The sequence below is a fragment of the Streptomyces vastus genome (assembly GCF_039532825.1).
GTDB classification, from domain to species: Bacteria; Actinomycetota; Actinomycetes; order Streptomycetales; family Streptomycetaceae; genus Streptomyces; species Streptomyces vastus.
In genome coordinates, this window is record NZ_BAAASJ010000113.1 from 295,107 (window position 1) to 304,391 (window position 9,285).

Below are 9,285 nucleotides of genomic sequence, written 5' to 3' on the forward strand. Positions count from 1 at the left end.
ACGCCCGCGGGTGTCTACGGAACTGCGACGGGCTCCTGCTGTCGCGGCGGCTCCTGTGTGTCAGTGTCCGGCTCCGGTTCGCGCGACAGTCGGCCCGGCCACCACACCTTCCGCCGCAGGGCGACACTGGCGCTGGTCACCAGGTACGTCCGTACGAGGAAGGTGTCCAGCAGCACCCCGACCGAGATCACGAAGCCCAGCTCGACCAGCTGCACCAGGCCCATGTTCAGCAGTACCGCGAAGGTCGCGGCGAGGACGAGGCCCGCGGAGGCGATGACGCCCCCCGTCGTCCGCAGCGCGGTGAGCGCGGCGGCCACGGGTTCCTTGCCGGACAGGGATTCCTCGCGCATCCGGTGCATGAGGAAGATGCCGTAGTCGACGCCGAGGGCGACGAGGAACACGAAGGAGAGCAGTCCGAGTCCGGGATCGGTTCCCTCGAAGCCGAAGACCGGGCCGAAGACCAGTCCGCCGATGCCGAGCGCCGCGCCCCACACGGCGGCCACGGCGGCCACCAGCAGCAGCGGGGCGACCACGCTGCGCAGCAACGCGATCAGGATCAGCAGCACGGAGCCGAGGACGAGCGGCACGACGACCTTGGTGTCGCTGGCGTTGGTGTCCTTCAGGTCGAGTTGCTCGGCGCTCGGGCCTCCGAGGTAGGACCCGTCGAGCTGCGAGCGCAGGGACTCGATCGTCGCGGTCTCGCCCGCCGACTGGGGCGGGTCCTCGGCGATCACGGAGATCTCCGTCCAGCCGTCCCCGCTGCGTCCGCGCTCGGCGCTTGCGACGCCGTCATGCTCTCGCACCGCCGCCAACGTCTCGTCGGCCTGCCCGCTGGGAGTGATCACGTTGATCGGCTGGGTGCTCTGCTCGGGATAGGCGGCGGCGAGCGTCTCCATCGCGACGACCGCTTCCGGCTTGTCGACGAAGGAGTCCTCCTGCTTGACCGCTCCGGGCAGGTTCAGCATGCCCGTCGCGAGCGCGCCGAGCAGGACCACACCGCCCGCGAGCACGGCCAGCGGCCGACGCCCGGCCGAGCTGCCCATCGCGGTGAACAGCGACCTGCGCTCCTTCGGCCGGCTCCCGAACGCGGGCACCATCGGCCAGAACACGCGACGGCCCAGCAGTACGAGGAGCGCGGGCAACAGCGTCAGCATGGCGAGGAGCGCGCACAGGACGCCGACGGTGCCCAGCGGCCCCATACCGCGGCTGCTGTTGAGGTCGGCGGCCAGCAGGCACAGCAGTCCCGCGGCGACCGTGCCGGACGAGGCGAGAACGGCGGGGCCGCAGCCGCGCAGGGCGGCCCGCATGGCGTCGTACGGCCGCTCGATGCGCCGCAGTTCCTCCCGGTAGCGGGCGATCAGCAGCAGCGCGTAGTCGGTGCCCGCGCCGAACACGAGGATCGTCATGATGCCGGTGCTCTGGCCGGAAATGGTCGTGCCGAAGGCCGAGTTGAGGCCGTAGGCGACACCCGTCGAGAGGTAGTTGGCGACGCCCGCGACGGTGAGCGGAACGAGCCACAGCAGCGGGCTGCGGTAGATGAGGATCAGCAGGAGCGCGACCACGCCGACGGTGGTGTAGAGCAGCGGCCCGTCGAGCGATTCGTACACCTCGCTCGCGTCGGTGGCCAGCGCCCCCTGGCCGCCCACCTCGACGCTCAGCCCGCCGTCCCCCTGGGCGACATCGCGTACGTCGTTGACGAACTCGTCCCGGAGCTTCTCGTCGATTCCCGGTTCGTTGCTGGCGACCGGGTACATCAAGGTGGTCCCGTCCTCGGACGGTACGCCCCTGGGGGTTCCGGTCAGCCGGCCCGCGCCCGCGATCTCCTCGACCTGCTGGGCCGCCGTCTCACGGTCGGCGGTGGTCAGCCCGCCGTCCCGGTGGTAGACGAGCACCAGCTCGGTGGTCTCGCCGCCGGGCAACTGCTCCTGGATCTTGGCGACTTGGGTGGAGTCCGCGCTCGCCGGCAGATAGTCGACGGCTCGGTCGTGCTGCACATCGGACAGCTTGGACGCGAACGGCGAGGTCAAGGCGAGCACGGCCACCCAGAGCCCGAGCAGCACCCAGGGCACGGCTCGTCGCCGCGTACGCGTGGTTGTCTTTGCGGGTTTCCCGTGGTTCTCGGGCCCCATGGCGGGATCCCCCTCCCTTGGACGGGCGTCTGGACATCCACCAGACTCCCGGCGCGAAGGGCCGGAATCGTCGCGCGTCAGGGCGACTTCGGGGGTACTGCCGGGGGTGACTGAGGGGGCGGATTACTCCCCGGGGAGTAGCGCCGTCGGCGGTAGTAGGGCGTCTGTGCCACCGGTCCTGCGCCCGCACCCGTACGGCTCTTGCCCCTTACGACGGCGTACGTGCCGCAGCCAGCAGCCTCGTCACATCGTCCGAGCAGATCGTCAGCGCCGCGCCCACGGTCGCGAGGGCGTCGCGTTCGGCGGGGGTGTACGGGCCGTCGGCGAGGGCGATGCGGGCGCCCTGGAGGAGGATCGACTCACGGCCGGTGGGGGCGAGGTGCGGGGCCAGCGGGTCCAGCGCCTCGTGGAGTTCTATGGCCAGGCCCGGTCCGCAGGGTCCGCCGTGGACGCGGCCGGTGTCGGCGGCGAGGGCCTCGACGAGCGCGGCGAGCTGGTCCTCGGTGCAGTCCTCGAAGCCGGCCGCGCGTACGGCGTCGGCGGCTGTCTCCAGGGACGTACGGGAGCAGGTGCCGCCCGCGGCCAGGATCGCGAGCGCGACGGTGTGGACGGCGTCGCGCAGCATCGCGGAGAAGCGGATGGTGGTGGGGTGGTCGAGGACGTCCGCGCCGAAGTGGTGTCGGCAGGCGGCGCACTCCACGACGGGTCCGGTGGCGCCGCGCGGCAGGACCGGCATGCCGAGCAGGGTGAAGCGGCGGCGGCCTGCGAGGCGCTGGTAGTTGCGGTCGCCTCCGCAGCCGGGGCAGAAGAACTCGCCGTCACCGACCGTGGTCCACGCGGTACGGGTCCCCAGGACGCGGGAAACGCCGAGCGCGCGAGCGCGGACAAACCGGCTGTTTCGTCCCCATCCTGGCAGCACGTCGCACCTCCCTGACCCCGCGGCACCATCGCCGCGCTGGCGTGATGTTAGCCACATTGTCGACGTGGAGTCAGTACCCCGTACGAGGCCACTCGGCGACATGGCCGGTTATCGCGCCGCGGCCCCGCCCGCCGAGGTGGCGGACGGGGCCGGAGAAAAGCAGGTGAACGGGCTTATCGCGTCGCGCGGTTGACCGCGGAGACGACCGCCTTCAGCGAGGCGCGTGTCGTATTCGCGTCGATGCCGATCCCCCACAGGACCTTGTCGCCGATCGCGACCTCGATGTACGAGGCTGCCTGCGCGGAGGCGCCCTCGCTCATCGTGTGCTCCTGGTAGTCGAGCAGCCGGGCGTCGACGCCGATGCCCTGCAGCGCGTGGAAGAACGCGGAGATCGGGCCGTTGCCCGTACCCACCAGGGTGGTCTCGGCGCCGTCCACCTCGGCCTCGACGGTCAGCGTGTCCACACCGTCCCTGTCGGTGGTGGACTGGCCGTTCTTCAGCTGGATACGGCCCCAGGCGTTCGCGGGGTTCGGCAGGTACTCGTCCTGGAAGATCGCCCAGATGTCCTTCGGCGTGACCTCGCCGCCCTCGGCGTCCGTCTTCGCCTGGATGATCTTCGAGAACTCGATCTGCATCCGGCGCGGCAGGTCCATCTTGTGGTCGTTCTTCAGGACGTAGGCGATACCACCCTTGCCGGACTGCGAGTTGACGCGGATGACCGCCTCGTACGAGCGGCCGACATCCTTGGGGTCGATGGGCAGATACGGAACCGCCCACTCGATGTCGTCGACCGTCTTGCCCTGCTCCTTCGCGGACGCCTCCATCGCGTCGAAGCCCTTCTTGATGGCGTCCTGGTGGGAGCCGGAGAAGGAGGTGTAGACGAGGTCGCCGACGTACGGGTGGCGGGCGTGGACCTCCATCTGGTTGCAGTACTCGGCGGTGCGCCGGACCTCGTCGATGTTCGAGAAATCGATCTGCGGGTCGACGCCCTGCGAGAACAGGTTCATGCCCAGGGTGACCAGGTCGACGTTGCCGGTGCGCTCGCCCTGCCCGAACAGGCAGCCCTCGATGCGGTCGGCGCCGGCCATCAGCGCCAGCTCGGCCGCCGCGACCGCCGTACCGCGGTCGTTGTGCGGGTGGACGGACAGACAGACGTACTCGCGGCGCGACAGGTTGCGCGACATCCACTCGAAGCGGTCCGCGTGCGTGGAGGGGGTCGAACGCTCCACGGTGGCGGGCAGGTTGAGGATGATCTCGCGGTCCGGGCCGGGCTGCCAGACGTCCATGACGGCCTCGCAGACTTCCAGGGCGAAGTCCAGCTCGGTGTCGGTGAAGATCTCGGGGCTGTACTGGTAGCCGAAGGTCGTCCGCTCGTCCAGCAGCTTCTCGGCGTACTCCATGACCAGCCGCGTACCGTCGACCGCGATCTGCTTGATCTGGTCCTTCGAGCCGCGGAAGACGACGCGGCGGAACACAGGCGCCGTGGCGTTGTACAGGTGCACGGTGGCGCGCTTCGCACCGACCAGCGACTCCACGGTCCGCTCGATCAGGTCCTCGCGGGCCTGGGTCAGTACGGAGATCGTGACGTCATCGGGGATCGCGCCCTCTTCCTCGATGATCGAGCGTACGAAGTCGAAGTCGGTCTGCCCGGAAGCGGGGAACCCGACCTCGATCTCCTTGTAGCCCATCCTCACCAGCAGATCGAACATCTCACGCTTGCGGGCGGGCGACATGGGGTCGATCAGGGCCTGGTTGCCGTCGCGCAGGTCCGTGGAGAGCCAGCGGGGGGCGACGGTGATCCGGTTGTCGGGCCACGTGCGGTCGGGGATGTCGACCTGGTCGTACGGGCGGTACTTGTGGATCGGCATGGACGTGGGCTGCTGGCGGTTCGCCATGATGCGTGGGCTCCTCGTGGTGTCCGGAAGGACGGCCGACGGCGCAACGCCAGACTCCGCGGGGAGGGGGTCGGCCTCGACTACAGGCCCTCGCCGCGGCAGCTAAGGAGAAGCAGCCCGAAACGCATGATGCGAAGAATGCTAGCGGAGCCTGCCTCCGGACGGGGGTTCGTATCAGTATGCGGGACCGGGGAGACGTACTGCACAAAAGGTGCACAAGGTCACATAGGCCCACCGAAGGCGCCCCCTAGGGGCGCGGGGCCGTACCAATGTGCGGCTCCGCCGCGATGGGGGTCCCCCCGGTCATGGGGGTCCCCCCGGTCATGGGGGTCCCCCCGGTCGAGCGAAGGGAACACAGTCAGAAGGGGACCTCTCTGTCATGCTGTGACGCATGACGACAACACAGCAGCTCAGCGGCAGGGAATACCTCCGAGTCAGCAAGAAGAAGGGGCAGTCCTGCGAGGAGCAGCACGCCGACAACATCCGCAGCGCTGAGACGCACCGCATCATGATCAGTGCCGCCCCGTACATCGATGACGGCATATCGGCCAGCAAGTACGGCCGGAAGAAGCGCGGCGACTTCGCGCGACTGGTCACGGACCTGACTTCCGGCGCGTTCACCGACGACGTTCTGATCATCTGGGAGTCCAGCCGTGGCAGCCGCAAGGTCTCAGAATGGGCGCACCTCATCGAGCTGTGCGAGGAACAGGGCAAACTCATCCATGTGACCAGCCATGGACGCACCTACGACCCGCGCAACGGCCGCGATGTCCGCAGCTTGCAGGAAGACGCCGTGGACTCTCAGTACGAGTCGTACAAGGTCCACACTCGCACCGCGCGTAATGCCGCCTCGAATGCCGCGGACGGCCGTCCGACCGGCCGCGCCCCCTACGGCTACGTGCCCGTGCACGACACGCGCACAGGCAAGCTCACGGACTGGATAGCCGACACGACCGAAGCCATTCCGGGCCTGAGCCGGGCCGACGTAGTCCGTGAACTGTTCCGGCGGATCAAAGCCGGGCACGCCATGGGCGCCATCGCGCGTGACTTCGCCGAGCGGGGCATCCGCAACGCTTCGGGGCGCCCGTTCGTGCCGCAGCACCTGCGGAGTATGGCCGTCAAGACTGCGTATGCCGGTATCCGCTCGCACCATGGCACAGAGCGGCCCGGAACGTGGAAGGGGCTTGTCTCTGAGGCGGATTACCGGGCAGTGGTGCGCATGCTCAACACCAGGACGCAGAGCCAGAAGCGGCGTCCGGACGGCCGCGCTCAGCATGAGCTGACCCGGATCATCCGGTGCGGGAAGTGCGGCGGCCCCATGCGCGCCGTACAGGTCAAGGGCACACCGTGCTACGACTGCCGCGAACACGGATGTATCCGCATCCCCCGTGCGCGCATTGATGAGTTCCTGATCGGCACCGAGGAGCAGCCGGGCGTGATCCTCGCGTTCCTCGCCGACGAGAGCCGGGTCTACGCGGCGTTCACCGCGGCCCCGGAGGATGAGGCGCGCGCCGAGGAGATCCGCGCCGAGATAGAGCAATTGAAGGGCGAGCGGAGCGAGGCGGAGCGCACCAAGACGGCCACGGTGGGCGAGGCGCTCGCCATGGGCCGCCTGGTCGATTCCCTCACCGAGGACATTGCGCGTCTTCAGTCCGAGGAACAGAAGCTGAGAGCGCCCGCGCAACTCGCCGACATGATCACGCCCGGTAAGGATGTTGCACGGCGCTGGTTCGCCGCTCCTGTGGCGGCACGGCGTGCCGTAGCGCGCATGGTGCTGGCCCCCTCGGTGCTGGGCGAGGTACGCCTCATGCCGGTCGGTGCGGGCAGGCGTGTTGACCCGGTCGACCGTATCGAGTGGCACCGCGAGACGGCCCAACCGGCCGCGTAACGCAGGACAGCAGCGCCCCCGCCCCTTTCCTGGGCGGGGGCGCTTTCGTGCGCCTGGTGGCCGTGCAGGGCCGCGCGCATGCGTGCTCAAATCCGGTGTGGAGTGGGCCGACTCTGCAATTCCAAGCTTTTTCTTGCCTTTCCCAGCTATATGCGTAGGCTGGGTTTTTGCTGCACACCGCAGCCGGACTCACTCCCCTAGTCCCGACGGGACATATTCCGGAGTCTCCAGTGCCTATCTCTCCCGAGACGGCGAAACTCCGTGCCCGCATCGCTGGGCGCAGGCGTCAAGATCCGAACGCCGATATCACCGAAGAACAGCGGGAGTTGAAGACACTCACGCTGGAAGAGCGCATCAGGCGCGTTGTCGAAAGCGCCCCGCCCCTCACCGCCGATCAAATCGAGCGACTGCGCGCCCTACTGCCTCCAGTCGAGTAATCACCCCTGCCCAACAACCGCATATCTAGGCCGAAGCGAATGCACCTTGACAACTGCACAGAGGGCGCACCGCAGCCTGTACACGGGCAGAGCGGCCGTCAGCCGGTTGGAAGAACAACAACTGAATACGTAGCGCCTATTGAACCTGACTATTTTGGAGTGCTGAAACATGCCCAAGAAAAAGAAGCCCAGGAAGCCGTTGCCGGCGCCAAAAGGGCCACCCAAAGCAATCAAGGATTACGCGAGGAACTACAAATGCAGCCATTGCAACTCACGCGTTAACGGCGTCACGCGCGATCCGTCCGGCATTTATCACATGAATGTTGGCCACGACGACACTTGCCCCGTATTGCGGGGCGCCCTTACAGACGTGCCCGACGCGATACGGGCAGCTCTAGCCGCTGGGCGACTCCCGACGGTCCTAGAGGACCGGATTAGCGGGGGCGAGGAGTGACACAGCCAATCGAACAGTGCCAACACGGGCAGGTCAAAGGAGTCTGCAACTTCCCAGGCTGCCCGGACGGCATCAGGCCGAATCGGGCGCCGGATGCAGGGCCGCCGGAAATAACACAGCTAGGGATAGATGCGCGAATAGCGCTGGCGTACTGGCTAGACCCGAATAACTCGGCTTACCACTCATTCAGCGATGACATAAAGCAGCTAATCCTGCGCATCGGCCATCATCTGCCAGAAGAGATGAAAGGACTTGATGCCGAGATTGTAAGGCTCGTAGATGCGAGTAAGCGCGAGTTTGTCCTTGAAGAGAAAGCGGCAGAGCTAGCCGACTATTACGAGTGTCAGGAACGGGCCCGTAAGAAGCATGCCGCCAAAAAGTCGGCGGAAATCGTGGCAACCCTTAGAGGCAGCCTTTTCGATGCAGGCGATATAAATGACATAAAGGTTGAGTACCTCGTTCACTCTCTATTGGCGAAAGACTCGCTTGCATGGATGTACGGCGACCCCGGCTGTTACAAGTCATTCGTTGCGCTCGACATAGCGGCATCCGTTGCCCTGGGCGCAGGCGTTGACTGGGCAGGAGCGCCAACGAAACAGGGCCCTGTCCTTTACATCGCCGCTGAAGGATCGGCGGGCATGGCGAAGCGTAAACGCGCCTGGGAGGCAATGACGGGTAAGTCTCTCGACGGCCAATTGAAGTTCCTCACCATGGCGATACGCATAACGGAGGAAGGGTTTCTAGATGAGCTAATAGCCATCTGCCAGGAGATCCGCCCAGCTCTCATTGTGATTGACACTCAGTCCCGAGTTACGCCCGGACTGGAAGAGAACGGGTCAGTCATGAGCACATACGTTGAAGCGGTTACCGCGCTGCGCCTGGCAACCGGCGCATGCGTGCTCACCCTGCACCACACCACAAAAGGAACGGACGTATTGCGGGGGCACGGCTCACTGTACGGCGCTGCGGACACGGTCCTTTACGTGGCTAAAGCGGCAGGCGCAGAAACGGAGCGCTTTGCAAAGGTCTCGATTAAGAAGCAGAAAGACGACAGGGATGATCTTTTCTGGAACATCCGCATGCAGGTGCAGCACTTTTGCGGGCTGCCCGCCGACCAGGAACACGACTCGGCGCAGTGCAGTTCGCTGGTCGTCCGTTCCGCTAACTGGTCGGAAGTGATCAACGCCCAGGCGACCGCGCTTGACCGCGTTCTGCTAGTAGTCCGCCAGCTCGAACCGCTGCAATCGATCACAACGGCGCAAATGGCGGAGCTGACAGGCTTGCCCCCATCGACGACCAGGAATGCACTAGGCACCCTTTGCGACCAGGGAGAACTAGAGAAATCAGGCAGCGGAAAGAACACTGCCTATCTCCGGCCAGCCGTAAAGATCACTGATGATTCCGCTAGTTCCGCTAGCTTCCGCCAGCCTGGCTAGCACTACCGGCATTGCTTCCGCTAGCCGCTAGTAGGACTCCGTTAGGTCTTTCCGTTGGTTCTGATCAGGAGCATGTTGGGTGTGTGGACGCACATGAAGTGAACCGTATGCGGGCGACGTTGGCGTT

At 66.4% G+C, this 9,285-nt stretch carries 5 protein-coding genes; 2 read left to right on the plus strand and 3 right to left on the minus strand.

Annotation, left to right across the window (positions count from 1 at the left end):
* Nucleotides 1-14: 14 nt before the first annotated feature.
* From ABD357_RS36210 to leuA, 3 genes are all read right to left on the minus strand, one after another.
* The gene (locus ABD357_RS36210; protein WP_344395508.1) at nucleotides 15-2,129 is read right to left on the minus strand and encodes an MMPL family transporter; all 2,115 of its coding nucleotides are present in this window, start codon (nucleotides 2,127-2,129) and stop codon (nucleotides 15-17) included.
* 208 nt (nucleotides 2,130-2,337) lie between these two features.
* Complete coding sequence (locus ABD357_RS36215) at nucleotides 2,338-3,048, minus strand: TerB family tellurite resistance protein (protein WP_425585156.1); 711 nt, start codon at nucleotides 3,046-3,048, stop codon at nucleotides 2,338-2,340.
* 173 nt (nucleotides 3,049-3,221) lie between these two features.
* Complete coding sequence (gene leuA, locus ABD357_RS36220) at nucleotides 3,222-4,943, minus strand: 2-isopropylmalate synthase (RefSeq protein WP_344395509.1); 1,722 nt, start codon at nucleotides 4,941-4,943, stop codon at nucleotides 3,222-3,224.
* 391 nt (nucleotides 4,944-5,334) lie between these two features.
* Here leuA and ABD357_RS36225 point away from each other — a divergent pair, with 391 nt between their 5' ends.
* Nucleotides 5,335-6,831 carry a recombinase family protein gene (locus tag ABD357_RS36225; RefSeq protein ID WP_344395510.1) on the plus strand — a complete coding sequence of 499 codons (1,497 nt, stop codon included), beginning with the start codon at nucleotides 5,335-5,337 and terminating at the stop codon, nucleotides 6,829-6,831.
* Between the two features lie 887 nt (nucleotides 6,832-7,718).
* The gene (locus tag ABD357_RS36230; RefSeq protein ID WP_344395511.1) at nucleotides 7,719-9,158 is read left to right on the plus strand and encodes an AAA family ATPase; all 1,440 of its coding nucleotides are present in this window, start codon (nucleotides 7,719-7,721) and stop codon (nucleotides 9,156-9,158) included.
* Nucleotides 9,159-9,285 lie beyond the last annotated feature (127 nt).